The sequence below is a fragment of the Thalassococcus arenae genome (assembly GCF_019104745.1).
Taxonomy (GTDB): Bacteria; Pseudomonadota; Alphaproteobacteria; order Rhodobacterales; family Rhodobacteraceae; genus Thalassococcus_B; species Thalassococcus_B arenae.
Genome location: NZ_JAHRWL010000001.1, coordinates 2,172,797 through 2,197,328, shown reverse-complemented (window position 1 = coordinate 2,197,328; position 24,532 = coordinate 2,172,797). Strand labels below are relative to the sequence as shown.

General features: G+C 65.0%; 24 protein-coding genes. 12 read left to right on the top strand and 12 right to left on the bottom strand.

Going from position 1 to position 24,532, the window contains the following annotated elements; all coding sequences use genetic code 11:
• The first annotated feature begins 31 nt into the window (after positions 1-31).
• Positions 32-907: a LysR family transcriptional regulator gene (locus tag KUH32_RS10990; protein WP_217778420.1), complete on the top strand. Its 876-nt coding sequence runs from the start codon at positions 32-34 to the stop codon at positions 905-907.
• A gap of 7 nt (positions 908-914) precedes the next feature.
• Here KUH32_RS10990 and hemN read toward each other — a convergent pair whose 3' ends face one another.
• Positions 915-2,270, bottom strand: coding sequence for an oxygen-independent coproporphyrinogen III oxidase (gene hemN, locus KUH32_RS10985; protein WP_217778091.1), 1,356 nt, complete (start codon positions 2,268-2,270; stop codon positions 915-917).
• A 118-nt stretch (positions 2,271-2,388) separates the two neighbouring features.
• Between hemN and fnrL the strand changes: the two genes are divergently transcribed.
• The gene (fnrL, locus tag KUH32_RS10980; protein WP_217778418.1) at positions 2,389-3,135 is read left to right on the top strand and encodes a transcriptional regulator FnrL; all 747 of its coding nucleotides are present in this window, start codon (positions 2,389-2,391) and stop codon (positions 3,133-3,135) included.
• A 3-nt stretch (positions 3,136-3,138) separates the two neighbouring features.
• On the opposite strand, the gene KUH32_RS10975 is transcribed toward fnrL, so the two are convergent.
• Both KUH32_RS10975 and KUH32_RS10970 read right to left on the bottom strand, forming a co-directional pair.
• Entirely contained in the window at positions 3,139-3,555 is a 417-nt protein-coding gene (locus KUH32_RS10975; protein WP_254899021.1) for a RidA family protein, read from the bottom strand.
• Positions 3,556-3,684: 129 nt separating this feature from the next.
• Complete coding sequence (locus tag KUH32_RS10970) at positions 3,685-4,524, bottom strand: universal stress protein (RefSeq protein ID WP_217778090.1); 840 nt, start codon at positions 4,522-4,524, stop codon at positions 3,685-3,687.
• Positions 4,525-4,728: 204 nt separating this feature from the next.
• Here KUH32_RS10970 and ccoN point away from each other — a divergent pair, with 204 nt between their 5' ends.
• The 8 genes from ccoN to ccoS all read left to right on the top strand — a co-directional run bounded on the left by ccoN (position 4,729) and on the right by ccoS (position 12,623).
• The gene (gene ccoN, locus KUH32_RS10965; protein WP_217778089.1) at positions 4,729-6,345 is read left to right on the top strand and encodes a cytochrome-c oxidase, cbb3-type subunit I; all 1,617 of its coding nucleotides are present in this window, start codon (positions 4,729-4,731) and stop codon (positions 6,343-6,345) included.
• A 12-nt stretch (positions 6,346-6,357) separates the two neighbouring features.
• Entirely contained in the window at positions 6,358-7,086 is a 729-nt protein-coding gene (gene ccoO / locus KUH32_RS10960; protein ID WP_217778088.1) for a cytochrome-c oxidase, cbb3-type subunit II, read from the top strand.
• A gap of 12 nt (positions 7,087-7,098) precedes the next feature.
• The gene (locus tag KUH32_RS10955) at positions 7,099-7,281 is read left to right on the top strand and encodes a cbb3-type cytochrome c oxidase subunit 3 (protein WP_217778087.1); all 183 of its coding nucleotides are present in this window, start codon (positions 7,099-7,101) and stop codon (positions 7,279-7,281) included.
• A complete protein-coding gene (gene ccoP, locus KUH32_RS10950; RefSeq protein WP_217778086.1) occupies positions 7,278-8,174 on the top strand; it encodes a cytochrome-c oxidase, cbb3-type subunit III in 897 nt (298 codons plus the stop codon). The genes KUH32_RS10955 and ccoP overlap by 4 nt, the downstream gene beginning before the upstream one ends.
• 214 nt (positions 8,175-8,388) lie before the next feature.
• Positions 8,389-9,807, top strand: coding sequence for a cytochrome c oxidase accessory protein CcoG (gene ccoG / locus KUH32_RS10945; protein WP_217778085.1), 1,419 nt, complete (start codon positions 8,389-8,391; stop codon positions 9,805-9,807).
• Complete coding sequence (locus KUH32_RS10940; protein ID WP_217778084.1) at positions 9,807-10,268, top strand: FixH family protein; 462 nt, start codon at positions 9,807-9,809, stop codon at positions 10,266-10,268. Before ccoG ends, KUH32_RS10940 begins: the two co-directional genes overlap by 1 nt.
• Before the next feature lie 4 nt (positions 10,269-10,272).
• A complete protein-coding gene (locus KUH32_RS10935; RefSeq protein ID WP_217778083.1) occupies positions 10,273-12,459 on the top strand; it encodes a heavy metal translocating P-type ATPase in 2,187 nt (728 codons plus the stop codon).
• Positions 12,460-12,464: 5 nt separating this feature from the next.
• Positions 12,465-12,623 (top strand): cbb3-type cytochrome oxidase assembly protein CcoS, encoded by a 159-nt coding sequence (gene ccoS, locus KUH32_RS10930; RefSeq protein WP_217778082.1) that lies wholly within the window; start codon positions 12,465-12,467, stop codon positions 12,621-12,623.
• Between the two features lie 9 nt (positions 12,624-12,632).
• On the opposite strand, the gene KUH32_RS10925 is transcribed toward ccoS, so the two are convergent.
• The 3 genes from KUH32_RS10925 to KUH32_RS10915 form a co-directional block, all read right to left on the bottom strand.
• Positions 12,633-14,216, bottom strand: coding sequence for a GMC family oxidoreductase (locus KUH32_RS10925; protein ID WP_217778081.1), 1,584 nt, complete (start codon positions 14,214-14,216; stop codon positions 12,633-12,635).
• 73 nt (positions 14,217-14,289) lie between these two features.
• The gene (locus tag KUH32_RS10920) at positions 14,290-15,315 is read right to left on the bottom strand and encodes a Hint domain-containing protein (protein WP_217778079.1); all 1,026 of its coding nucleotides are present in this window, start codon (positions 15,313-15,315) and stop codon (positions 14,290-14,292) included.
• 88 nt (positions 15,316-15,403) lie between these two features.
• Positions 15,404-15,862, bottom strand: a complete 459-nt coding sequence (locus KUH32_RS10915; protein ID WP_217778078.1) for an Lrp/AsnC family transcriptional regulator — start codon at positions 15,860-15,862, stop codon at positions 15,404-15,406.
• A gap of 132 nt (positions 15,863-15,994) precedes the next feature.
• On the opposite strand from KUH32_RS10915, the gene ald reads away from it, so the two are divergent.
• A complete protein-coding gene (gene ald, locus KUH32_RS10910) occupies positions 15,995-17,113 on the top strand; it encodes an alanine dehydrogenase (RefSeq protein WP_217778077.1) in 1,119 nt (372 codons plus the stop codon).
• A 59-nt stretch (positions 17,114-17,172) separates the two neighbouring features.
• Here the strand turns inward: ald and mscL are convergent, their stop codons facing one another.
• A complete protein-coding gene (gene mscL, locus KUH32_RS10905; RefSeq protein ID WP_217778076.1) occupies positions 17,173-17,601 on the bottom strand; it encodes a large conductance mechanosensitive channel protein MscL in 429 nt (142 codons plus the stop codon).
• A 155-nt stretch (positions 17,602-17,756) separates the two neighbouring features.
• Here mscL and KUH32_RS10900 point away from each other — a divergent pair, with 155 nt between their 5' ends.
• On the top strand, positions 17,757-18,458 hold the full coding sequence (locus KUH32_RS10900) for a glutathione S-transferase family protein (RefSeq protein ID WP_217778075.1): 702 nt from the start codon (positions 17,757-17,759) through the stop codon (positions 18,456-18,458).
• A 61-nt stretch (positions 18,459-18,519) separates the two neighbouring features.
• On the opposite strand, the gene KUH32_RS10895 is transcribed toward KUH32_RS10900, so the two are convergent.
• From KUH32_RS10895 to KUH32_RS10875, 5 genes are all read right to left on the bottom strand, one after another.
• Positions 18,520-18,969 carry a YtoQ family protein gene (locus tag KUH32_RS10895; RefSeq protein ID WP_217778074.1) on the bottom strand — a complete coding sequence of 150 codons (450 nt, stop codon included), beginning with the start codon at positions 18,967-18,969 and terminating at the stop codon, positions 18,520-18,522.
• Positions 18,970-19,067: 98 nt separating this feature from the next.
• Positions 19,068-21,569, bottom strand: coding sequence for a GcvT family protein (locus KUH32_RS10890; RefSeq protein WP_217778073.1), 2,502 nt, complete (start codon positions 21,567-21,569; stop codon positions 19,068-19,070).
• Positions 21,570-21,687: 118 nt separating this feature from the next.
• The gene (locus KUH32_RS10885; RefSeq protein WP_217778072.1) at positions 21,688-22,533 is read right to left on the bottom strand and encodes a hypothetical protein; all 846 of its coding nucleotides are present in this window, start codon (positions 22,531-22,533) and stop codon (positions 21,688-21,690) included.
• A gap of 72 nt (positions 22,534-22,605) precedes the next feature.
• Positions 22,606-23,424, bottom strand: a complete 819-nt coding sequence (locus tag KUH32_RS10880) for a hypothetical protein (RefSeq protein ID WP_217778071.1) — start codon at positions 23,422-23,424, stop codon at positions 22,606-22,608.
• Positions 23,421-24,401 carry a hypothetical protein gene (locus tag KUH32_RS10875; protein ID WP_217778070.1) on the bottom strand — a complete coding sequence of 327 codons (981 nt, stop codon included), beginning with the start codon at positions 24,399-24,401 and terminating at the stop codon, positions 23,421-23,423. Before KUH32_RS10875 ends, KUH32_RS10880 begins: the two co-directional genes overlap by 4 nt.
• Between the last annotated feature and the right edge of the window lie 131 nt (positions 24,402-24,532).

Genomic DNA, 24,532 nt, shown 5'->3' with positions numbered 1-24,532 from the left:
AGTTATTCATCGTGTTAGCCTGTCTTACATGATCGACTGGCGTGCCCTGCCCCCTCTAACCGCCTTGCGGGCCTTTTCCGCCTATGCCGAGACCGGTTCGGTAAAACGCGCCGGTGCGGCGTTGAATGTCAGCCACGCCGCGATCAGCCAGCAATTGCGCGCGTTGGAGCATCATCTGGGGATCAGCCTGCTGGACCGGTCTGGCGCGCGGATGGCGCTGACAGCGGACGGGATCGCGCTGGCGCAGGCGCTGGCGGCGGGGTTCGGGCAGATCGCGCAGGCGGTCGCCGATCTGACCGCGACGTCGGACAACCGGCCGCTGCAGGTGTCGGTCACACCGACGCTGGCGGCATCCTGGCTGATGCCGCGGCTGGCCTCGTTCCGCGCCGGCCACCCCGATATCAGCCTGATGATCGACCCCAGCGTCGCCGTGAAACCGCTGGAGCCCGGCGGTATCGACATCGCGCTGCGCTATGGCAAGGGGCCTTGGCCGGGGCTCGAATCGCGCCTGTTGCTGCCATCGCCCGTGGTGGTCGTGGCGGCGCCCGCGCTGGTGGCCGGCCGAACCGTGACCGGCCCCGACGATTTGACCGACCTGCCCTGGCTGCTGGAACTGGGCACGTCCGAGGCCACCGCATCGCTGGCCGGCGCCAGTTTCGCCGCGTTGCCCAGCCGGGCCACCACCACCCTGCCCGGCCACCTGATGCTGGAAGCGGCGCGCCAGGGACAGGGCGTGGCCGTGACCGCGCGCAGCAATATCGAAGCCGACCTGGCGGCGGGCCGGCTGGTGGTGCTGCATGAACAGGATTTCGACAAGGGCTATCACGTCGTGACAAGACCGGGCGTCCGCCGCCCGGCCCTGCGCCACTTCATCCGGTGGCTGGAGAAAGAGGCCGCAATGGCCTGATCCGCGCTCAGATCGCCGAACTGTGCCCCGCCTTGGACAGATCATAGGCATCGAAGCTGCGCGCGATCATTCGGGTCAGGGGCCGCGCCGATTTCGGGACGGTCAATCCGCCGTCGTCGATCTTGAGCATGTTTTCGAACCGGGCATTCGCTTCGCGGAACATCTTGAACAGCGCTTCGCGGGAAATGTCGTGTTCGGCCAGGATTTCCTCGGCATCGATGCGGAAGTCGCACATCACCATCTCGATCAGCCGCGACCGCATCTTGTCGTCGGGGCTGAAGACATGGCCGCGATGGGTGGCGAACTTGCCGTCGCGCACCAGCCCGGCATACGCAGAGGTGGCCGAAGCGTTCTGCGCGAAACCCTGCGGGAAACGCGAGATCGAAGACGCGCCGAGGCCGATCAGCACATCGGCCTTGTCGTCCGTGTAGCCCTGGAAATTGCGGCGCAGCGTTCCGGCGTGCAGAGCTTTGGTCAGCCCGTCGGTCTGGGTGGCAAAGTGGTCGATCCCGATTTCGGCATAGCCGTCCCACACGAACAGGCGCCGCGCGGTTTCGAACAGCGCCAGCCGTTCGTCCGGCGTGGGCAGCGCATCCGACGGGATCAATTGCTGGCGCTTGGCCATCCACGGCACATGCGCATAGCCGTAAAGCGCCACGCGGTCGGGCGAGAAGCTGAGCAGCTTCTGCACGGTTTCCGTGATTCGCGATTTCGACTGGTCGGGCAGACCGAACAGGATATCGGCATTCAGGCTGCGCACGCCGCGTTCGCGGATCATGTCCACCGCTTTTCGCGTCACGTCAAAGCCCTGGATCCGGCCGATGGTCTGCTGGATGTCGGGATTGAAATCCTGCACGCCGATCGATGCGCGGTTCATCCCGCCCGCGGCCAGGGCGTCCAGCCGTTCGGCATCGATCTCGTTCGGGTCGATCTCGACCGAAAACTCGGCATCATCGGCGAAATCGGCGACGTCGCGCACCGCGGCGATGAGGCTTTTCATCATGTCGGGGCTGAGCAGCGTCGGTGTGCCGCCGCCCCAGTGCAGCCGCGACAGCTTGACCCCGCGCGGCAGCCGCGCCTTGAGCATCGCCAGTTCGGCCTGCAGCGTTTCGACGTAGGACTGCACCGGCGACAATGTCGCGGTGCCCTGGGTGCGGCAGGCGCAGAACCAGCACAGCCTGCGGCAGAAGGGCACATGCAGATACAGCGAGATGTGCCCGTTTTCAGGTATGGAGTCGATCCATGTCATGAACATGTCCGGGCCGACACCGGACGAGAAATGCGGTGCGGTCGGATAGCTGGTATACCGCGGCACCTTGGCATCGAATAGGCCGAGACGGCCGAGTTGAGTTCGCGTTACCATGTCGCGCCTTTTTCGTGGTTCAGGGCCTCAGCGGCGAGTTGTGTTTACTTAACCTCAAGTCTAGACTTAGGTTTATCGGGGGAGCGCGACCTTGACCCAGATCAACAAGGGACAGCCGATGCTGAGAGAACGAAGCCTTGCCGTATCGCAGGAATGCTCGGATTGCCCGATCCGTCATCGCGCGGTCTGCGCCCGCTGCGAGTCCGACGAATTGGATCGGCTCGAAGAGATCAAGTATTACCGCAAGTTCGAAGCCGGACAGCCGGTGATCTGGTCGGGCGACCGGATGGATTTCGTCGCCTCGGTCGTTTCGGGAATCGCGACGCTGACCCAAACGATGGAAGACGGCCGCACCCAGATGGTCGGCCTTCTGCTGCCGTCGGATTTCATGGGGCGCCCGGGACGCGACACCGCGGCCTATGACGTGGTGGCGACAACCGACCTGGTGATGTGCTGCTTCCGCAAGGCACCGTTCGAAACGCTGATGGCGAACACGCCGCATATCGCGCAGCGCCTTCTGGAGATGACCCTGGACGAACTGGACGCGGCGCGCGAATGGATGCTGGTTCTGGGTCGCAAGACGGCGCGGGAAAAGATCGCCTCGCTTCTGGCGATCATCGCGCAGCGCGACTCGGCGCTTCACAAAACCTCCGGATCGGGCAGGATCGTCTTCGATCTGCCGCTCACGCGCGAGGCGATGGCCGATTACCTGGGCCTGACGCTGGAAACCGTCAGCCGTCAGATATCGGCGCTGAAGAAAGACGGCGTGATCGTGCTGGAAGGCAAGCGCCACGTGACCGTTCCCGACATGGGTCGCCTGCTGGAAGAAGCCGGCGACGACACCGACGGCGGCATTCTGGCCTGACCGTCACGGATCGCCGGCCCAGCCGGCGATCACCGCATCCGCTTCGAACTCCACAAGCCATTCCGGATTGACGAAACCCGATACGGCCATGATCGTGTCGACGGGCCGGACGTCGCGGAAATACTCCTTGCGGACGTCGATCGCGGCCTTCCAGTTGGCGATGTCGGTCAGGATCACGCGGGTGCGCACCACATCGTGCAACCCCGAACCGGCCTGTTCCAGCGCGTCCCGGATGATCTCGATGCAGCGCCGGGTCTGGGCGGCGACATCACCTATCCCCACCGTCTTGCCGTCCGCTCCCACCGGGGCCGTCCCGCCGACCGAGACATAAGGCCCCACGCGCACCGCGCGGCTGAAGCCGACGATGGCCTCCATCGGGTTGCCGTTCGAAATCAAGGTCCTGTCATAGGTCCGAAGCATGTCGTGCCCTCCTGAAAGGTCACGATCATTGCATGCTGCGCGAGTCGTTCAAAACGCCGGGTGGCGGGACGGCGGGCGGGGCGACGCCCCGGGCTTGACCCGGGGCGAGCGGCGCCCGTCATCCCGCGATCAATGCGCCATGAACACGCTGACCTCGGCCTGTTCCAGCATGTTGCGCGTCGCGCCGCCCAGGATCGCCTCGCGGAACCGCGAATGGCCATAGGCGCCCATCACGATCATGTCGGCGTTCACGTCCATGACGTGGCGCATCAGGATATCCGACACCCGCGGCATGGTCTTGGACAGGACATCGATTTCCGGCCGCACACCGTGGCGCGCCAGGAATTGCGACAGCTGACCGCCGGGGTCCGAGCGGTTCGGACCATGCTTGGGCGGATCGATCACGACGACATGAACCGTATCCGCGGCGATCAGCATCGGCATCGCCGCGCGCACGGCGCGCAGCGCTTCGTTGCTTTCGTTCCAGCCCAGCACGATGCGCTCGGGGCTTGCCTTCGGCTCCACCGAATCCGGCACCACCAGAACCGGCACCTGGCCTTCGAACAAGGCGCCTTCGATCACCGGTTCCAGTTCGACGCCGCGATCCTTGCCATAGGGTTTGGGCAGGATCGCCAGGTCGCAGAACCGCGCGCGACCGGCCACGTGGCGACCGATATCGGCCAGTTGCGCGACGCCTTCATCCACGGCCCAGCGGCAATCGGCGCCTTTCAGAAGCGCCTTGGCCCGCACCGCCATTTCCTTGGCCTCGCCGGTCGCCCGGGTCAGCGTTTCCTGCAGGACGATCGCGTTCGCACCGGCATAGTAGTACCCCGTCTGCGTGCGATCGACGCCGAAACAAAGCACATCCAGATGCGCATCCAGACCGGCGGCCATGCTGACGGCATGCGAAAGGGTCGAATCGATCAATTCGGGATCGGTGACGACGGTGAGGATTGTCTTGTAGGCCATGAAGTGGGCTCCCTCGGGCATTTGCTACTCTCGACGGCACGCTAGACCGGCGCGAATGGTCGCACCTTGACCAACGTCAAACCCACCCGGTCCGTCTATTGATGCAGATCAAGGTTCACTTTGATCGATTTCCGCAGAACCGGGTCAGAAGACAAACGCCCGCACGGGCATTCGAATCGTGCGGGACTGACGAAGGGACGCAAAATGACCAATTATATCAAGCTGATCGTGCTTGGTCTGATTACGGTCCTGGCGATGATCGCGGCGAACTACGCCCGTGATCTGGCTTATCTCGTGCATGCGATCATCGTGATGCTCGTGGCCGCCGGGCTGTTTCTCTGGACCCTGCGCAGAACCGACGAGCCGGCGCTGGCCGCAGGATCGCTGGAACATGAATACATGGACGATGTCGTCCGAGCCGGGGTGATCGCCACGACCTTCTGGGGGGTGATCGGGTTTCTGGTCGGCACATGGATCGCGTTTCAGCTCGCCTTTCCGACGCTCAACTTCGAATGGGCGCAGGGCTACATGAACTTCGGCCGGCTGCGCCCGCTGCACACGTCGGCGGTCATCTTCGCCTTCGGCGGCAACGCGTTGATCGCGACCTCGTTCTACGTCGTGCAGCGCACCAGCGCGGCGCGGTTGTGGGGCGGGAACCTGGCGTGGTTCGTGTTCTGGGGCTACCAGCTTGTCATCGTTCTGGCCGCGACCGGCTACCTGCTGGGTTCGACCCACGCCAAGGAATACGCCGAGCCGGAATGGTATGTCGACCTGTGGCTGACCGTGGTCTGGCTGGCCTATCTGGCGGTCTTCGTCGGCACCATCGTCAAGCGCAAGGAACCCCACATCTACGTGGCCAACTGGTTCTTCCTGAGCTTCATCCTGACCGTGGCAATGCTGCACGTCTTCAACAACCTCGCGATCCCGGTCTCGATCTTCGGCTCCAAGTCGGTGCAGGTCTTCTCGGGCGTGCAGGATGCCATGACGCAATGGTGGTACGGCCACAACGCGGTGGGCTTTTTCCTGACCGCGGGCTTTTTGGGCATGATGTACTACTTCATCCCCAAGCAGGCCGAACGCCCGGTCTTCAGCTACAAGCTGTCGATCATCCACTTCTGGGCGCTGATCTTCATCTACATCTGGGCCGGTCCGCACCACCTGCACTACACCGCGCTGCCCGACTGGGCCTCGACGCTGGGTATGGTGTTCTCGGTCGTGCTGTGGATGCCGTCCTGGGGTGGCATGATCAACGGCCTGATGACGCTGTCGGGCGCCTGGGACAAGCTGCGCACCGACCCGGTGATCCGGATGATGGTGATCTCGGTCGGCTTCTACGGCATGTCGACCTTCGAAGGCCCGATGATGTCGATCCGCGCGGTCAACTCGCTGTCGCACTACACCGACTGGACGATCGGCCACGTGCATTCCGGCGCTCTGGGCTGGAACGGCATGATCACCTTCGGCGCGCTCTACTTCCTGGTGCCGAAACTGTGGAACCGCGAACGGCTCTACAGCCTCAGCCTGGTCTCCTGGCACTTCTGGCTCGCGACCATCGGCATCGTGCTCTACGCCGCGTCGATGTGGGTGACCGGCATCATGGAGGGCCTGATGTGGCGCGAAGTGGATGCCAACGGCTTCCTGGTGAACTCGTTCGCCGACACCGTGGGCGCCAAGTTCCCGATGTACGTGGTGCGCGCCCTGGGCGGTGTGCTGTTCGTCACCGGTGCCGTGATCATGGCCTATAACCTGTGGATGACCGCGACCCGCGGCCCGGCTGTCGAAGCCGACGTCGCCCGCGCCCATGCCACGCCGGCCGAATAAGGAGGACGGACAATGGCAATTCTCGATAAGCACAAGGCGCTGGAAACCAACGTCACGCTGCTGGCCATCTTCGCCTTCCTGGCGGTGACGGTGGGTGGTCTGGTCCAGATCGTGCCGCTCTTCTACCTCGAGAACACGATCGAGGATGTCGAGGGCATGCGCCCCTACACGCCGCTGGAACTGACCGGACGGGAAATCTATCTGCGCGAAGGCTGCTATGTCTGCCACAGCCAGATGATCCGCCCGATGCGGGACGAGGTCGAACGCTATGGCCATTACTCGCTGGCGGCTGAATCGCAATACGATCATCCGTTCCAGTGGGGCTCCAAGCGCACCGGGCCCGACCTGGCCCGTGTCGGCGGCCGCTATTCGGACGAATGGCATGTCGACCACCTGCGCAGCCCGCAATCGGTGGTGCCGGAATCGGTGATGCCGAAATACGGCTATCTCGAAGCCAAGCTGATCGACGGCAAATACGTGCAGGACCTGCTGGCCACGAACGCCTTTGTCGGTGTGCCCTACACCGACGAGATGATCGAGGCCGCTCAGGCGGACTTCCTGGCGCAGGCGGATCCGGACAGCGACTATGACGGGCTGCTGGAGCGCTACGGTGACAAGGTCAACGTGCGCAACTTCGACGGTCAGCCGGGGGTGTCCGAAGCCGATGCGCTGATCGCCTACATGCAGATGTTGGGCACGCTGGTCGATTTCTCGACCTTCACGCCCGACGCCAGCCGCTGAGGAGGACCGGATATGGAAACCTACAGCTTCCTGCGCGAACTGGCCGACAGCTGGGCGCTACTGGCGATGTTCGCCTTCTTCCTCGGCATCGTGATCTGGGCCTTCCGGCCCGGATCCAACGAGGTGCACCGGGACGTGGCCGACATCCCCTTCAGACATGAAGACAAACCTGCTCCGAAGGAGGCCGGGCAATGAGCAAAAAGCAAGACGACGATCTCGACTACGAGACGACCGGCCACCAGTGGGACGGCATCAAGGAATACAACAAGCCATTGCCGAAATGGTGGTTGTGGACCTTCTACATCACCATCGTCTGGGGGATCGGCTATACCATCGCCTATCCCGCATGGCCGGGGATCAAGGCGGCGACGCCGGGTCTGCTGGGGTATTCGACGCGCGCCGAAGTCGCCGCCGACATCGCCCGTGTGGAAGAGGCAAACGCCGCGATCAACGAACAGCTGGCCTCGGCCGAACTGACGCAGATCGCCGCAACGCCGGAATTGCAGACCTACGCCCAGAATGCCGGCGCCGCGGTCTTCCGCAGCTGGTGCGTGCAGTGCCACGGGTCCGGTGCCGCGGGGTCCAGCCAGGAAGGATGGGCCGCGGGCTATCCCAACCTGCTGGATGACGACTGGCTCTGGGGCGGCGATATCGAAGCGATCCACACCACGATCAGCTATGGCATCCGCAACGAGGAATACGGCGACGCCCGCTATTCCGAGATGCCCGCCTTCGGCCGCGACGAATTGCTGGAAGACGAACAGATCGACCAGGTGGTCAACTACGTGATGTCGCTATCGGGCGAGCCGCAGGATGGCTCGATGGTCGAGGCCGGTGCGCAGGTCTATGCGGACAATTGCGCGGCCTGCCACGGCGAAGCCGCAGAAGGCGACCGCACGCAGGGCGCGCCGAACCTGGCCGACGCGATCTGGCTTTACGGCGGCGATTTCGACACGATCCGCGAAACGGTGTACTATTCGCGCTATGGCGTGATGCCGGGTTGGCAGAACCGCCTGTCCGAAGCCGAAATCCGCGCCGTGTCGGCTTATGTCCACAGCCTCGGCGGCGGCGAAGCCCCCGCCGAATAAACGGATCCCGAGGCCCCAGGGCCTCGGGCCAGCGCCGATGCCCCGTCCTGTTCGCGCGTTTCCAGGGGCATCGGCGCGTCTGCACAAGAAAACTAGCCCATATCCGCGAAAAGTGAATCCGCGATTCAGTTTTTTGACTCAGGTCAATGCTGCGGACGCACGGGGCTGGGAAAACATGCGAAACCGCTGATTTGTCATCGGAGCGATTCCTCTCTTGTCCGACGCCACCCCCCCCTCGCTCTACGCCTCGCGCGAGCCGATCTTTCCGAAGCGGGTCTCCGGCACGTTCCGGAACCTGAAATGGATCATCATGATCATCACGCTGGGCATTTATTACGTGACGCCCTGGATCCGCTGGGACCGTGGCCCGCAACTGCCCGACCAGGCAGTGCTGGTCGACCTGGCGAACCGGCGGTTCTTCTTCTTCTGGATCGAGATCTGGCCGCACGAGTTCTATTTCGTCGCCGGCCTGCTGATCATGGCGGGGCTCGGGCTGTTCCTGTTCACCTCGGCGCTAGGCCGGGTCTGGTGCGGCTATGCCTGCCCGCAAACCGTCTGGACCGATCTGTTCATGGCCGTCGAACGTTGGATCGAAGGCGACCGCAACGCGCGGCTGCGCCTGCACCGGCAGAAGAAACTGGATTTCCGCAAGGTGCGCCTGCGCGTGACGAAATGGACCGCCTGGTTCCTGATCGGGCTGGCCACAGGGGGCGCCTGGGTGTTCTACTTTGCCGATGCGCCGACGCTGTTGTCGGACCTGGTGACCGGACAGGCCCACCCCGTCGCCTACACCACGATGCTGATCCTGACCGCGACCACCTTTTTCTTCGGCGGTTTCGCCCGGGAACAGATCTGCATCTATGCCTGTCCCTGGCCGCGCATCCAGGCGGCGATGATGGACGAGGATACGCTGGTCGTCGGCTACCGCCACTGGCGGGGCGAACCGCGCGGCACCGGCAAGAACCGAGACGGACTTGGCGACTGCATCGATTGCAACGCCTGCGTCAACGTCTGCCCGGTCGGCATCGACATCCGCGACGGGCAACAGCTGGAATGCATCACCTGCGCGCTGTGCATCGACGCCTGCGACGAGATGATGGAGAAGGTCGGCAAGCCGCGCGGCCTGATCGACTATCTTGCCATTTCGGACGAGCCGCGCGAGATCGAGGGCAATGAACCGCGCCCCGTCTGGCGCCACATCCTGCGGCCGCGCACGATCATGTACACCGCGCTGTGGTCGCTGGTCGGGATCGGGCTGATTTTCGCCCTGTTCATCCGCCCCGATATCGAGATGACGGTGGCCGCGGTGCGCAACCCGACCTTCGTCACCCTGTCGGACGGGTCGATCCGCAACACCTATGACGTGCGGCTGCTGAACAAGCATGGCGAGGATCGGCCGTTCCGCCTGACGATGACGGGCCACGACCAATTGCATATCGAACTGGAAGGCACGCCCTATGAATCCGTCAACGTACCCGCAAACGAAACCCTGCTGCAGCGGGTCTACGTGATCGCCCCGCCGAACTCCGAACCGGTGCAATCGCACCGCACCGATTTCCGGTTCTGGGTCGAGGACCTGACCAATGGCGACCGCGCCTACAAGGACAGCCACTTCAACGGAAAGGGTCCGTGATGACTCGCGAACGCAAATTCACCGGCTGGCACGCTCTGATGATCTTCGGTGGCGCTTTCGCCATCATCATCTCGGTCAATATCGCGCTGGCGGTGTCGGCGGTGCGCACCTTCCCCGGGTTGGAAACCAAGAACTCCTACGTCGCGAGCCAGACTTTCGACACCCGCCGCGCCGCGCAAGAGGCGCTTGGCTGGACGGTCGAGGCCCGCGCCACCGGCGGGTTGCTGATCCTGTCGATCACCGACGATGCCGGCCGCCCGGTTCAGGCCGGCACGCTGCAGGCGGTGCTGGGCCGCGCCACCCATGTCAAGGATGACCGCGAGCCGGATTTCGCCTTTGACGGTCGCGCCTATGTCGCCCGCGAAAGCCTGGCGCCCGGAAACTGGAATATCCGCATGAAGGCCACCGCGCTGGACGGCACGCCGTTCGAACAGCGCGTGGTGTTGCGGGTCACGGAATGACGCGATGACCGCCACCCTGCGCCCCACCCCTTCGGCCTGCCCCGCCTGCGTCGCCGCCCCCGCGGCCGAAGCGTTGGCCGAGGCCGCCCTGCCGACCGAGGCGCAGATCACCCTGTCGCTGCCGACGATCCATTGCGCGGCCTGCATCGCCGATGTCGAACGCGCACTGAACGCCGATCCCGCGGTGCAATCCGCGCGGGTGAACCTGACCCGCAAGCGCGTGGCGATCACCGCCCATCCGGATTTCAGCGTCGACCACGCCATCGCGCTGGTCACCCGCGCGGGGTTCGAGGCGCACGAACTGGACGCCACCGCCCTGTCGGCCACCACCAACGACCGCGCCGGGCGCGAGTTGCTGATGCGCCTGGCGGTCGCCGGGTTCGCGTCGATGAACGTCATGCTGCTGTCGATCGCCGTCTGGTCCGGCGCCGAAGGCCCGACCCGCGACCTGTTCCACTGGGTGTCCGCCGCCATCGTGCTGCCCGCCGTGGCCTTTTCCGCCCAGCCGTTTTTCCGCAATGCCTGGAGCGCGTTGCGCGCGGCCCGACTGAACATGGACGTGCCGATCTCGCTGGCGATCGCGCTGGCGCTGGTCACCTCGCTTTGGGAAACCGCGCTGTCGGGCGAACACGCCTATTTCGACGCCGCCATCGCGCTGACCTTCTTCCTGCTGGCGGGGCGGTACCTGGATCACCGCACCCGTGCGGTGGCCCGGTCCGCGGCCGAGGAACTGGCCGCGCTGGAAGTGCCCCGTGCCTGGCGCCTGACCGAAACGGGCGAAGAACAGGTGCCGGTATCGGAGCTGACGGTCGGCGCATTGTTCCGGGTGCGCCCCGGCGGCCGCGTACCGGTCGATGGCGAGATCGTCGAGGGCGCATCGGAACTGGACCGGTCCTTGCTGACCGGGGAAACCCTGCCGGTGCAGGCCGAACCGGGCCGCGCCGTCAGCGCGGGCGAGGTCAACCTGACCGGCCCGCTGGTGATCCGTGCAACGGCCGTGGGGCGCGACACCTCGCTGGCGCGCATGGCCGATCTTGTCGCCATCGCCGAATCCGGCCGGTCGCGCTATACCTCGCTGGCCGATCGAGCGGCCAAGCTCTATGCGCCGGGGGTGCACATCCTGTCGGCGCTGTCATTTGTCGGCTGGTTCCTGTGGTCGGGCGATTTGCGCATCTCGCTCAACATCGCCGCCGCGGTGCTGATCATCACCTGCCCCTGTGCGCTAGGCCTTGCGGTGCCCGCGGTGACGACGGCCGCCTCGGGCCGGCTGTTCCGGCGCGGGCTGCTGATCAAGAACGCCACCGCGCTGGAACGGCTGGCGCAGGTCGACACGGTGGTGTTCGACAAGACCGGCACGCTGACCACCGGCACGCCCGAATTGACCAACCTGGGCGATTTCACCCGCAAGGATCTGGAAATCGCGCTGGCGCTGGCCGAAGGCTCGAGCCATCCGCTTTCGCAAGCGCTGACCGCCGCCGCCCGTGCCGCGGGGATCACACCGGCCAAGCTGGCGGAACTGACCGAAATTCCGGGCCACGGCACGCAGGGCACCTGGCGCGGCCGCCGGGTGCGGCTGGGCCGTGCCAGCTGGGTGGGCGCCCTGCCCGGCGCCCAAACCGCCGCGTGGTTGCAGATCGGTGATGCCGACGCCCAGCCCTTCCGTTTCACCGATCGCCTGCGCGAAGGCGCCGCCGAAACCGTCTGTGCCCTGCAACAGGCGGGGCACCGGGTGATCCTGATGTCCGGTGACACCACACCGGCGGTCGAAACCTTTGCCGCCCGCATCGGCATCGCCGAATGGCTGGCCGAAGCGCGGCCCGAGGACAAGGCCGCGCGGATCAAGGCGCTGTCGGAAAGCGGCGCGCATGTGTTGATGGTGGGCGACGGGCTGAACGATACCGCGGCCCTGGCCGGCGCGCATGTCTCGATCTCGCCCGCCTCGGCGCTGGATGCCGCCCGCGTCGCGTCGGATATCGTGCTGCTGGGACAAAGCCTTGCACCACTGCCCGAAGCGGTGACAACGGCCCGCAAGGCCACGAAACGCATCCGCGAGAATTTCACCATCGCCACCTGGTACAACGTCATCGCCGTGCCTCTGGCGGTGGCGGGCCTGTGTTCGCCGCTGATCGCGGCCTTGGCGATGTCGGTCAGTTCGATTACCGTCAGTCTGAACGCCCTGCGCCTGAGGTGACCCCGGTGAACATCCTGACCTACCTGATCCCGATTTCCCTGGTCCTTGGCGGTCTGGGCCTGGCGTTCTTCGTCTTCACCGTGCGGTCGAACCAGTACGACGACCCCGAAGGCGACGCCCGCCGCATCCTGTCGGGCGAATACGACGACAAGCCGAAGCGGTAAGCCGCCGCTCTAACCCTTCAGGATCATCTCGGCCGCCTTTTCCGCGATCATGATCGTCGGCGCGTTGGTGTTGCCGCTGGTGATCGTCGGCATCACGCTGGCATCCACGACGCGCAGGTTGTCCAACCCCTTGAAGCGCAATTGCGCATCCAGCGGGGCGTCCGGGTCCACGCCCATCCGGACCGTGCTGACCGGGTGGAAGATCGTCGTGCCGATATCGCCCGCCGCATGGGCCAGTTCCTCGTCGGTCTGCAGCGCGTCACCGGGGCGCAGTTCCTGCGGGGCGTAGCGGGCCATCGGTGCCTGCGCCATGATGCGACGGGTCAGGCGGATCGCGTCGACCGCGACGCGACGGTCGCCTTCGGTCGACAGGTAGTTCGGCGCGATGCGCGGCGCGATGTGGCAATCCGGCGATACCAGCGTCACGCTGCCACGGCTTTCGGGGCGCAGGTTGCAGACGCTGGCGGTGATCGCGGGGAAATCGTGCAAGGGCTCTCCGAAAGCGTCCAGCGACAGCGGCTGCACGTGATACTCGAGATCCGGCGTCGCCAGCCCATCGCGCGAGCGGGCGAAAGCACCCAGTTGCGACGGCGCCATCGACATCGGGCCGCTGCGGAACAAGGCGTATTCCAGCCCGATGCGCGCCTTGCCGAGCCATGAACCGGCCAAGGTGTTCAGTGTCTTGGCGCCGGTGAGCCGCCAGGCACAGCGCAGTTGCAGATGGTCCTGCAGGTTGGCCCCGACACCGGGCGCGTCCAGCCGCACATCCATCCCGAGATCCTGCAGCATCTTGCCCGGACCGACCCCCGACAGTTGCAGGATATGCGGCGAGCCGATCGCGCCGGCCGACAGGATCACCTCGCCGGCGCTGTGGGCAAAGCGGGTTTCGCCCTCGCAATCGTATGCGACGCCGCTGACACGGCGGCCGTCGAATTCCAGATGCCGCACCTGCGCCTTTGTCTCGACCCGCAGGCAGTCGCCCGTGGTGCTGCGCAGGAAGGCGCCGGCGGTATTGGTGCGCCAGCCATCGCGCTGGTTGACCTTGAAATAGCCCACACCTTCGTTGTCGCCGGTGTTGAAATCGTCCGACCGCGGCAGGCCCGCGGCCATCGCCGCTTCCATCCAGTGGTCCAGCACGTCCCAATGCAGGCGCTGGTTCTCGACCCGCCATTCGCCGCCCGCGCCATGCATGTCGGACGGACCGTCAACGTAATCCTCGGACCGCTTGAAGAACGGCAGCACGTCGTCCCAGCCCCAGCCGGTCAGCCCCATCTGCCGCCAGCCATCGTAATCCGCCGCCTGCCCGCGCAGGTAGAGCATGCCGTTGATCGACGAACAGCCCCCCAGGACCTTGCCGCGCGGATACAGCAGCGACCGGCCGTTCAGCCCCGGTTCCTCGGCGGTGCGGAACATCCAGTCGGTGCGGGGATTGCCGATGCAATACAGGTAACCCATCGGGATATGCACCCAATGGTAATTGTCGCGCCCGCCCGCTTCGAGCAGCAGCACCCGGCGGCCCGCCTCGCTCAGCCGTTTGGCCAGCACGCAACCCGCGCTGCCGGCCCCGACGATGATGTGGTCCCAATCGGCCATGTGCCTGTCTCCCCGGGCAAATCATGGCCGATTGCCGGGGTGGCGGCAACGGGCGATGACCGCACGCAAACGCCTACATCAAGGCTGCGTCGCGTTCGGGGACGGCCCGTGCGGCGGCCAGGGACTGCGCCTCGCGACGGCGCAAGATCGGATAGCAGGGCACCATGCCCTCGGGACCGGTCAGTTGCGCCAGTTCCCGCGTCTGCGCCGCACCCAGCACCAGTTCGGTCTGCGCCCCGAGCAACAGGCTTTCGCAGGGGGCACCGGCGGCAATGAGAATGTCATGCCTGTCCAGAAGGATGTGCACGAACACCACCTGCTTGCGTGTCACCGCACGCACCTTTTGGCCATCGACCAGGCTGATCGCGGGCACCAGGACGTCGCGACTGCCGTGGGATTCGGCGGTGCTGTCGGTGGCGATGAGAACACGGTGTTGCGGCGACAGCTTGATCGGGGCGAAATTGCCGATCGCACCGCGGTCGAAACGGATCACCGCAACGCCGCCTTCACGCGATACCTTTTTCCGGCCGATCCAGCGCACCGCGCGGGCCGAACCGCCCCAAGTGCACACCCGGTCGCCGACTTTCAACCGTCCGGCCGCGGTCAGGCCGGTCGGCGTGTGCAATGGAACGGTTCTTTCGAAGCAGACATAGCTGTGCTCGTAGCTGGCGTTCTGGTCGGTGGTGTAGAATTCGGGTTCGGCCGAGGGGTTGAAATTGGTCCAGTACCAGTTCTCGAGATCAAAGTCCGGCGACCAGACCACGTGCGCCAGATCGCCGTTTTCATCGGTGCCTTCGAAGACGATCGCGCCGCCGCCCCCGCCCGGTGCCATGTCGCTGCGGATGACGACCGCGTTCACGATCGTCCCCCCGCCGCCACTGCCCGCCCACGTCACTTCGTAGACATCGCCCACCTCGAACAGGCGCGGATCCGGATCGCCATCCTTGGTCGTGATGACCAGATCCCTGGTGCTGTTCGGCGGATAGTCGAAACGCGACCGTCCCGGCGACGAATTGACATTGCTGCCCGTCGCGACCGCGAATTCGTTGTCCCGCGCTTCTATGGTGAATGACGCAACCATGACGCCAAGCACTGCCACGCGGAGCTCTACATTTCTGTAAAACTGGCCTGATCCGGTGCCGAAGAAATCCGAACAATTGAAATAAAATCAGGCAGGTAGTACCCGGTCAGACTGGCAGCGCGGTGGTCTTGAAGACCGTCCGCAGGGCGAAACTGGACTGCATCTGGGCCACACCCGGCAGGCGGGTCAGGTATTGCCGGTGAATGCGGGCGAAATCCTCGGTATCCTCGGCGACGACCTTGAGGATGTAATCCGCCGTTCCCGCCATCAGGTGGCATTCCAGCACGGCGGGCACCCGGGCCACCGCCTTTTCGAAGGCGTCCAGCACCTCGTCGGCCTGGGCACTCAGCTTGATCTCGACGAACACGGTTGCGGGCAGACCCAGCTTGCGCGCATCGACAAGCGCCACGTAGTCGCGGATCAGCCCGTCATCCTCAAGGCGCTGAACCCGCCGATGACAAGCCGAGGGCGACAGGTTGACCTGCTCGGACAGGTCGGCATTCGACATCCGCCCGTGTTTTTGCAGGGCGCGCAGGATGCGCCGGTCGATTTCATCCAAAGCCACGCACGATCCTTTCGCCTTGATGTGCGATCTTCGAAGATTTCGCACAGAAAACCCCGTTCATTGCATCAGAATTGCACAGAAATTGCAAACGCGCTGTGGCACTCAGACACCAACACAGGAGGAGTGCTCGTCATGCTGATCGGCTGCCCGACAGAAATCAAACCCCAGGAGTTTCGCGTCGGCCTGACGCCCAACGCCGCACAGGAAGCAGTGGCCCACGGTCACGACGTGATCGTGCAGAAAGGCGCCGGAGCCGGGGCCGGGTTCACCGATGCCGATTATGTCGACGCCGGCGCGCGCCTTGCCGACACCGCCCAGGAAATCTTTGCCAGTGCCGACATGATCGTGAAGGTCAAGGAACCCCAAGCGGTCGAACGCAAGATGCTGCGCGAAGGCCAGGTGTTGTTCACCTACCTGCACCTGGCCCCCGATCCGGACCAAACCCGTGACCTGCTGGCTTCGGGCGCCACCTGCATCGCCTATGAAACCGTGACCGACGACCGCGGCGGCCTGCCTCTGCTGGCACCGATGTCCGAAGTCGCCGGGCGCCTGGCACCTCAGGTGGGCAGCTGGACGCTGCAAAAGGCCAATGGCGGGCGCGGCGTTCTGATGGGCGGCGTGCCGGGCGTGGGCCCTGCCAATGTCGTGGTGATCGGCGGCGGCGTCGTCGGCACGCATGCCGCCAAGATCGCCGCCGGGATGGGCGCCGATGTCACCATCCTGGACCGCTCGCTGCCGCGACTGCGCTATCTGGACGACGTGTTCGGGCGCCAGTTCAAGAACCGCTACTCCACCGCCGGTGCCACCGCCGAACTGATCCGCGAGGCCGACATGGTGATCGGTGCGGTGCTGATCCCCGGCGCCGCGGCGCCCAAGCTGATCTCGCGCGCGCAACTGGCCACGATGAAGCCCGGCGCGGTGCTGGTCGACGTCGCGATCGACCAGGGCGGCTGTTTCGAAACGTCCAAGGCGACCACCCATGCCGATCCGGTCTACGAAGTCGACGGGATCATGCACTACTGTGTCGCCAACATGCCCGGCGCAGTGGCGCGCACCTCGACCATCGCGCTTGGCAACGCCACGATGCCCTTCATGCTGGCCCTGGCCGACAAGGGTTGGCGCCAAGCCTGCCTTGACGATCCGCACCTGATGAACGGTCTGAACGTCCATGCCGGCAAGCTGACCTATTATGCCGTCGGCAAGGCCCTGGGGATCGACGTGGTGTCGCCGCAAGTCGCGCTGAAAGGCTGACACGAAAAAAGGGCGCCGCTTGCCGCGGCGCCCCCGTCCCTCGCTTTTGTTTTTTGCGCTCAGCGCTTCAGCGCGTCGCGGATCTCCATCAGGATGTCCAGTTCCGACGGGCCGGTCTCGCCTTCGGGCGCGACCTCTTGGGGCTTCTCTGCCGCGGCCTTGACCCGGTTGACCATCTTGACCAGCAGGAAGACGACGAAGGCGATGATCAGGAAATTGATCACGGCCATCAGGAAGGCACCGTAGGCGAAGACCGCAGCGCCCGCTTCGCGCGCCGCCTCGAGGCTTGCGCCCGCCGCCACCTCGCCCGACAGAACGGCGTAGTTGTTGGTGAAATCGACCCCGCCCGTGAACAAACCGATGATCGGGTTGATCAGATCGCCGACCAAAGACGTCACGATCGCGGTGAACGCGGCGCCGATGATGATGCCGACGGCCATGTCCATGACATTGCCCTTGGCGATGAAGTCCTTGAATTCCTGAATCATACTGGTTCCCCACGTGTTGGCTTTGGCCGGTGTCCCACCCGGCTCGAACATGATCAAACATGTGCTTTGCGCAATCGCACAAGGACAAATCCTGAGAAACCGGGAAAATCCGCCTATCTCTCCCCTGAAAGATGCAACCGAAAGGCAACGATCCGATGTTCGATATCGCGACGCACCCGATCTCCCGGCGCTGGCCCGCCCGGCATCCCGACCGCATTCAGCTCTATTCCTTCCCCACCCCGAACGGCGTCAAGGCGTCGATCGCACTCGAGGAACTGGGCCTGCCCTACGAGGCCCACCGCGTCACGCTGTCTGATGCCGACGTCAAGAGCCCCGAATTCCTCAGCCTCAACCCCAACAACAAGATCCCCGCCATCATCGACCCTGACGGGCCGGACGGCGCGCCGCTTGCGCTTTTCGAATCCGGCGCGATCCTGATCTACCTGGCCGAGAAGACCGGCAAGCTGATCGGAAGCACAGCGGCCGACAAGGCGCAGGTCATCCAGTGGCTGATGTTCCAGATGGGCGGGGTCGGGCCGATGTTCGGGCAACTGGGCTTTTTCTGGAAATTCGCCGGAAAGGAGATCGAGGACCCCCGCCCGCGCGACCGATACGTCGCCGAGGCGAAGCGTCTGCTCAATGTCGTGGAAACCGCGCTGGACGGGCGTGACTGGATCGCCGGCGACTATTCGATCGCCGATATCGCGCTGGCACCCTGGCTGCGGTCGCTGGATTTCTACGGTGCGCGCGAGGTCACCGGTTGGGCCGACCATCCCAACGCGGTGGCCTACCTGGAGCGGTTCCTCAACCGCCCGGCGGTGCAGAAGGGTCTGGTGACCCCGCCGCGCGAGGGCTGAGACCGCGGGACAGTGGGGGCGCTGCCCCCACACCCCCGGGATATTTCAGAACCGAAGAAGATCAGGACGGCAGCGCACCGGTGAGGACATAGCGCAGGATCTGCACCACCTGGTCCGGCGTGCGCGCCACCGCGAGCGCCGCGGCGTCGACCTCCTTGAGCGCGTGGTCGTGTTCGGGCGGCTGCAGGACGATCAGCGACTTGCCCATCGCCGCGGCCATTCCGGCATCGAAAGCCGCGTTCCACTGCTTGTACTTGTCGCCGAAGCGCACGACCACGACATCGGCATCGGCGATGCCCTTGCGGGTGCGGATCGCGTTGACCATCGCGCCCTTGTGGTCGTGCCAGTACTTGTCGGGTTCGTTGCCCAGGATCGCCACGCCGCAATCGTCCGAAGCCGCGTGATCGGTGACCGGACCGTCAAAGGCCACATCCAGCCCCTTGGCCCCCGCAACGATCTGTTCGCGCCAGTCGGTGTGGATCTCGCCAGATAGGTAGACCTTAAGTGTCATGTGTCCCTCCTTGCGGTTCAAAGCCAAGCTAAGGCACGGGGCGCCGGTTGCAACCAACCGATGCCCTTCTTCTCTTTCGCAAATACGCCGGTCCGCCGTCAGCCGTCCTTGCGGATCGTCTCGTTGCCGGGATCGTAGGGACTGTCGCAGGTGACGGTCGCATCCCAAAGCCGATCGAACATCCTGACCTTGAGCTTGGTCCCTTCGACCGCCAGTTCGGGTTTGACATAGCCCATGCCGATCGACTTGCCGAAATGCACCGAATAGCCCCCCGAGGTCAGGCGCCCGACGCGGGTGCCATCGGCCGTATAGAGCGCCTCGCGGCCCCAGGGGTCGGCATCGTCGGGCCCGTCGATCAGCAGTGTGCAGCACTTGGCGCGGATGCCGGTGGCGATCATGCGGTCCTTGCCGTGGAAGTCCTTGTCCAGGTCGACGAAGCGCGGCAGGTCGGCCTCGAGCGGCGTCGCGTCGCGGCCCAGTTCGGTGCCGAAGGCGCGATACGACTTTTCCTGCCGCAGCCAGTTCTGCGCCCGCGCGCCCACCAGCTTCATCCCGTGCTTGGCACCGGCCTCCATCAACCGGTCCCAGAGGTAATTCTGCATCTCGATCGGATGGTGCAATTCCCAACCCAATTCGCCGGTATAGGCGACGCGGATCGCCTTGACCGGGCACATGCCCAGTTCGATGTTGCGCATTGTCAGCCAGGGAAAGCGCTTGTTCGACAGGACCGTCGCGGGATCGGCATCCTTGACCAGTTCGTTCAGCACGTCGCGCGTTTTCGGCCCGGCGATGGCGAAGACGCCCCAGCGGGTGGTCACGTCTTCGGCGTTGATCCGACCGAACGCCTCTTCCTTGTCGGCGATGGCCTTGTAAAGGAAATCCTGATCGTAGGCCGTCCAGGCCCCGGCCGAAACCAGATAGTAGTCGTCCTCACCCTCGCGCACGATGGTGTATTCGGTGCGCGTCGTGCCGTGATCCGTCAGCGCATAGGTCAGGTTGATCCGGCCCACGCGAGGCAGCTTGTTGCAGGTGAACCAGTCGAGGAACGCGGTCGCCCCCGGCCCGGTCAGGCGGTGCTTGGTGAACGCCGTGGCGTCGATCAGGCCCACGCCTTCGCGCACGGCCTTGGCCTCGTCGACCGCATATTGCCACCAGCCGCCGCGGCGGAAGCTGCGGGCGTCGTGGTCGAAGCTGTCGGGCGCATCCAGCGGGCCGTAATAATTGGGCCGTTCGAACCCGTTCACGCAGCCGAACTGCGCGCCCAGAGCCTTTTGCCGGTCATAGGCCGGGCCGGTGCGCAGCGGCCGGCAGGCCGGGCGCTCCTCGTCGGGATGGTGCAGGATATAGACGTGCTCATACGCCTCCTCGTTCTTGCGCGCGGCGTACTCCGTCGTCATCCACGACCCGTAGCGCTTGGGATCGAGGCTTGCCATGTCGATTTCGGCCTCGCCCTCGACCATCAATTGCGCCAGGTAGTGGCCGGTGCCGCCGGCGGCGGTGATGCCAAAGGAAAAGCCCTCGGCCAGCCACATGTTGCGCAGACCCGGCGCGGGGCCGAGCAGCGGGTTGCCATCGGGCGTATAGCAGATCGGGCCGTTGAAATCGTCCTTCAGCCCCACCGTTTCCGAAGACGGGATGCGGTGGATCATGCTCATGTATTCCTCTTCGATCCGTTCCAGGTCGAGCGGGAAGAGGTCGGCGCGGAAACTGTCGGGCACGTCATACAGGAAACGCGCCGGCGCGTTGCGCTCGTAGGGCCCCAGGATCCAGCCGCCGCGTTCCTCGCGCACATACCACTTGGCGTCGGCATCGCGCAGGACGGGGTGCTGGGGGTTGGTCTTGCGCCATTCCACCAGCGCCGGGTCGGGTTCGGTGACGATGTACTGGTGTTCGACCGGGATCGCGGGGATCTTGATCCCCAAAAGGCGCGCGGTGCGCTGCGCGTGGTTGCCGGTTGCTGTGACCACGTGTTCGGCGTGGATCACCACCTGTTCGTCGGACGCGACCAGGTTGCCGCCCTTCTCGACCATCCGGGTCACCGTGACGTCCCAGTGATCGCCGGTCCAGGCATAGCCGTCGACCTGCCACCGGCGTTCGATCATCACGCCGCGCTGGCGCGCACCCTTGGCCATCGCCATCGTGACGTCGGCCGGGTTGATGTAGCCGTCGGTCGGGTGATAGATCGCGCCCTTCAGATCATCGGTGCGCACCAGCGGATAGCGTTCCTTGATCTGCGCCGGGCTCAGCCATTCATACGGCACGCCGCAGGTTTCGGCCGTGGTGGCGTACAGCATGTATTCGTCCATGCGCGCCTGGCTCTGGGCCATGCGCAGGTTGCCCACGACGAAGAACCCGGCGTTCAGCCCGGTCTCTTCCTCGAGCGTCTTGTAATACTTGATCGAGTAGTCGTGGATATGGGTCGTCGCGTAGGACATGTTGAAATACGGCAGAAGCCCCGCCGCGTGCCATGTCGAACCGCTGGTCAGCTCGTCGCGTTCCAGCAGCATCACGTCGGACCAGCCGGCCTTGGCCAGGTGATAGGCGATCGAGGTGCCGACGGCGCCGCCGCCGACCACCAGGGCTTTGACATGGGTTTTCATGGGCGGCTTGCTCCGTCTTTCGCAGGGGTAGCGAGAGATTTACAGCACGCACCGGATTTCGCACCGCCCAGCCGACATTTGCGGCATCAAAACCGACTTGGGCGGCAAAAAGCGCCGCTCAGTCGCGGCTTGCCGAACAGAACTGTCCGGCCCCGCATCCCCCCGCGGCGCGGTCGACGACGACCGCCGATCCGGGCGCATCCATCGCCGCGACCTGAGCGACGCGCGCCGCCTCATGGTCGTTGAGCGCATGCAGGTTGGTCAGATCGATCGAAGCCAGGAATCTGTCGATCAGAACGTCCGGGGCCCGGGTTTCCATGTAGAGCGTGACCTTGCCCATCTCGGCCTCGAACGCGCGCAGGCGATGCGGCAGACCACCATTGTCGGCGGCCTCGATCGGGCCGTGCAATTCGGTCCAGGCCAGTCCCTGGAATTCGGCATAGGCGCTGCGGCGGGTCGCTTTGTCGAAATACGCTTGCACCAGCGCGTCGTATTCACGCCAGACGGCGCTGCCGATTTCGACCCCTTCGACGTCGATCGACAGCTCGAAGTAACTGTCGTCGTTCTGGTAGATGCGCGTGGTGTCGGCCATGTAGGCTTCGAAGAACGCGACATCCTCGTCGGTGATGCGGTCGAAAATCTCCGGATTGCCGACGGCCTTGGTCAGGTGGAAATCCAGCGCCTTTTCCTGTGCCGCGCTATAGGCATAGCCATAAGGCACGTCCATCCAGTGCACCGCTGTCCAGCCTTCCGGCGCCGTCGGCAGGGCCGATGTGACCATCGAGGATTTGCGGAACGCCATCCCGATGACACCGCCGGACCCGTCGAGCCGTTCGATCAGACTGGCGACATATCTGCGGGAATCGAAATCCCCCTGCGCAAGGCGTTTCTGATTGAAGTAGTCCGCGCCGCCGATCCCGGCTGCCGCGACAAGGACGAAAAGGAAAAAAGCGATATATTTCATGACGCTATCCATTGGTTTTTTTGTTCAAGACCGTTTTCTTCGAAACCGGCAGAAATGCGACGCTGATTGGCGTCAATCATGCCGTTGCAGTCGCGCCGCCCCCGGTGGCGCCAGCAGCGCGTCGATCATCCGGGCATCCATCCGCATCAGCAGGCGCTTGACTTCACCCTGAGGTGCGCGCGCGGCGACAAAGACCCGCAGCACACCGTCGTCACGCCCCACCCCGTAGACCCGCAACGGCAAGTTCTGCACGGGGCCGCGACGCGTCGGATCGTTGTTCGGCAGACGCCCGAAGCGCAGCCCGCGATGGCGCAGGAAATCGGGGTATTCGGTGTCGTAGTAGTCGTCTCCGAAGCTGAAACGCATGACCGTCGGCAAACCACCGCTGGAATAGCGTGGACCGCTGCGCGCGCCATCGCGCGAGAACTTGGCCGACAGCACGATCAGCGCGCTGCCACGTTCGTAGACGACGGCGCCGGCCTCTCCGGGCTTCATCGGGCAGCCATCGCCGGGGCCCTGAAAGTATTCTACCATGCTGGGCCGGTCGTGACGCCCGTCGCAATGGGCCAGATCGGGACGCAGGCGCCAGAAATCTGCCGCCTCGAAGGGGCGCCGGGTCCAACCGTCGCCGGGCGCGGGGTACAGCGCGTCGATCCGGCGTGCGAGGCGCCGCTTGTCGTCATGGGTCCGCACAGCGAAATCCGGCGGCTGATCCGCGCCGCCCCGGCGCCAGGATAGCAACGCGAAAGCACGGTCGACCGCGCCGGGATCGCGCTCAAGCTCTGATATAACATAGCGCGAAGTCAGGACATAGGTCGCGGCCGACGCAACGACGCCGACTGCCAGCATCGCCGCAACGACAAGCCAGCGCAGCGCCGGATTGGCTCTCAATCCAGCAGTCCGCAAACCCATTGTCCCTTGTGCTGGGTGCAGGATCGACCGTCGCGCGCGCTGCCGGTGCGACCTTCAAGGACACGCTCGACCCGGTCACGTTCCAATTGCTCTGCCCGGCGCAATGCGGCGATGCGCGCCTGTTCTGCGGCGCGCGCGGCGCGCAATTCGGCTTCGGCGGCGGCGCTGACAGGGGCCTGACCTGCAGGACGCAACTCGGCGCGCAGGCGGCCATAGCCGATCTTGGTCAGGATCGTCCGGATGGTTTGCTCGGACGCCTTGGCCTGAACGGTAATCTTGAAATGCGTCCCGTCTCGTGGCCCCAGGATGCCCGAAAAGCTGCGATAGGGGCGCGCCTCGAACTCGGAGGTGTGCTCTTCGTAGACCACCCCGCCGTAGCGGGCGAAATACATCTCGGAGCGTTCCCACGCCGACTGGTTGGAGACTTCCAGTGCGACGGCCTCGACCAACGTGGATGGTGGACCGGCCGGTTCGACGCGGCGCAGGCGCAACACGACGCGGTCGCGACCCCGGACGTAGACCCAGCTTTCTTCGCGGGACGACCGGGTGACGCTGTTCTTGTTCATCAGGTCGCTGACCCCGAACAATCCGACCCGCGGTTTCTGTTCCTCGGCGGCGATCGCCTCGAGTTCCTCGTGCGGCGGCGCGGGGTCGTCGGACCAGGATTTCAACAGATCCTTCTGCGCCGCGCTCCAGGTCTGCCGTTGCCAACCGGCGGGCGCCTCGGGCAAAAGGTCGCGCAGGGCGGCAAGTTGCGTCACCGGGTCGTTCTGCTGGGCCCGCGACCGGTCTCCCGCCGCGGCACCGCGTTCGGCCACCGAGGCGACCCAGCCCTCCAGGCCGAATTCCAGCGGCGACTGCCCGGCCCGGTAGGATTGATACCCGAAATCGGCCATGCCGGCCATCGTGACCAACCCGATGAACCCGCCAATGACCGCGGTCGCCACTTTCAACATCGTCGCAATCCGTTTTCCTGCCTCTGGCGGCAGTCTTCTGCGCAACGCGGGCAGGAATTGGGCAACCAGGGGACAATTCAGTGAAGCGGTTCCCCGCTGATTTGCCCCTACGTGGCCCTTTCACCGGGCTG

Bases quoted from the DNA above. Each gene is read 5' to 3' on its own strand.
- hemN (WP_217778091.1), bottom strand. From the start codon at position 2,270: ATGGTAACGCGAACTCAACTCGGCCGTCTCGGCCTATTCGATGCCAAG.
- fnrL (WP_217778418.1), top strand. From the start codon at position 2,389: ATGCTGAGAGAACGAAGCCTTGCCGTATCGCAGGAATGCTCGGATTGC.
- KUH32_RS10975 (WP_254899021.1), bottom strand. From the start codon at position 3,555: ATGCTTCGGACCTATGACAGGACCTTGATTTCGAACGGCAACCCGATG.
- KUH32_RS10970 (WP_217778090.1), bottom strand. From the start codon at position 4,524: ATGGCCTACAAGACAATCCTCACCGTCGTCACCGATCCCGAATTGATC.
- ccoN (WP_217778089.1), top strand. From the start codon at position 4,729: ATGACCAATTATATCAAGCTGATCGTGCTTGGTCTGATTACGGTCCTG.
- ccoO (WP_217778088.1), top strand. From the start codon at position 6,358: ATGGCAATTCTCGATAAGCACAAGGCGCTGGAAACCAACGTCACGCTG.
- KUH32_RS10955 (WP_217778087.1), top strand. From the start codon at position 7,099: ATGGAAACCTACAGCTTCCTGCGCGAACTGGCCGACAGCTGGGCGCTA.
- ccoP (WP_217778086.1), top strand. From the start codon at position 7,278: ATGAGCAAAAAGCAAGACGACGATCTCGACTACGAGACGACCGGCCAC.
- KUH32_RS10940 (WP_217778084.1), top strand. From the start codon at position 9,807: ATGACTCGCGAACGCAAATTCACCGGCTGGCACGCTCTGATGATCTTC.
- KUH32_RS10935 (WP_217778083.1), top strand. From the start codon at position 10,273: ATGACCGCCACCCTGCGCCCCACCCCTTCGGCCTGCCCCGCCTGCGTC.
- KUH32_RS10925 (WP_217778081.1), bottom strand. From the start codon at position 14,216: ATGGCCGATTGGGACCACATCATCGTCGGGGCCGGCAGCGCGGGTTGC.
- ald (WP_217778077.1), top strand. From the start codon at position 15,995: ATGCTGATCGGCTGCCCGACAGAAATCAAACCCCAGGAGTTTCGCGTC.
- mscL (WP_217778076.1), bottom strand. From the start codon at position 17,601: ATGATTCAGGAATTCAAGGACTTCATCGCCAAGGGCAATGTCATGGAC.
- KUH32_RS10900 (WP_217778075.1), top strand. From the start codon at position 17,757: ATGTTCGATATCGCGACGCACCCGATCTCCCGGCGCTGGCCCGCCCGG.
- KUH32_RS10895 (WP_217778074.1), bottom strand. From the start codon at position 18,969: ATGACACTTAAGGTCTACCTATCTGGCGAGATCCACACCGACTGGCGC.
- KUH32_RS10890 (WP_217778073.1), bottom strand. From the start codon at position 21,569: ATGAAAACCCATGTCAAAGCCCTGGTGGTCGGCGGCGGCGCCGTCGGC.
- KUH32_RS10885 (WP_217778072.1), bottom strand. From the start codon at position 22,533: ATGAAATATATCGCTTTTTTCCTTTTCGTCCTTGTCGCGGCAGCCGGG.
- KUH32_RS10875 (WP_217778070.1), bottom strand. From the start codon at position 24,401: ATGTTGAAAGTGGCGACCGCGGTCATTGGCGGGTTCATCGGGTTGGTC.